The organism is Acinetobacter sp. NIOH-H-8 (assembly GCF_046635365.1).
Taxonomy (GTDB): domain Bacteria; phylum Pseudomonadota; class Gammaproteobacteria; order Pseudomonadales; family Moraxellaceae; genus Acinetobacter.
The window spans coordinates 1-477 of sequence record NZ_JBHDVN010000150.1 but is presented as its reverse complement, the minus strand read 5'-3'; the positions used below and the strand labels follow the sequence as shown (position 1 = coordinate 477).

The following is a 477-nucleotide window of genomic DNA, read 5'->3' as shown; positions in this document are numbered from 1 at the left end:
AAACCGGTCAGCGGATCGCTTTGCGTGAGCATGGCCTGTTCCAGCGAGTCCAGCGCCACCAGTACCTCAACGGCTTCCGCTTCGTCCATTTCTCGTCGCGCTGCGCCGCCAAATGTCAGCAGCCATGCGCCTGCTAAGGGGGGAGCCACAAGCCGAATATCAACGTCGATAAGCTCGCCGTGTCGGTCGCGGCATTTGGCGAACCACTGACCGGGTGAAATAACCTGCACAGGAACGCCAATACACATTATGATTTCTCTCTCTGTAGCACCCGAATATCGCCGACCCGGCAAGCGCTTTGCGCATCTGGCCGTTCATCTTCGTAGCGTTCCATACACAGGCTGTAATGATTGAGTCTTTCAGTGGGCAAGGCCGCTGAAGAGGCGGTGATACCCCATTGCGCCAGCACTTCCTGCGCGAGATAGACCGCAGGCATCAGTTGCGCCCTTACCTGCGGCGTAAGACTCCCGCCATAGT

Annotated in this window: 2 protein-coding genes; both read right to left on the bottom strand. The window is 57.9% G+C overall.

The window, feature by feature from the left end; translation table 11 throughout:
• Positions 1–248 (bottom strand): HypC/HybG/HupF family hydrogenase formation chaperone (gene hypC, locus ACEWB7_RS17515; protein WP_411581026.1); only part of this gene is annotated, 248 nt, incomplete at its 3' end.
• Positions 248–477 (bottom strand): hypothetical protein (locus ACEWB7_RS17510; RefSeq protein ID WP_411581025.1); only part of this gene is annotated, 230 nt, incomplete at its 5' end. The genes ACEWB7_RS17510 and hypC, both read right to left, overlap by 1 nt.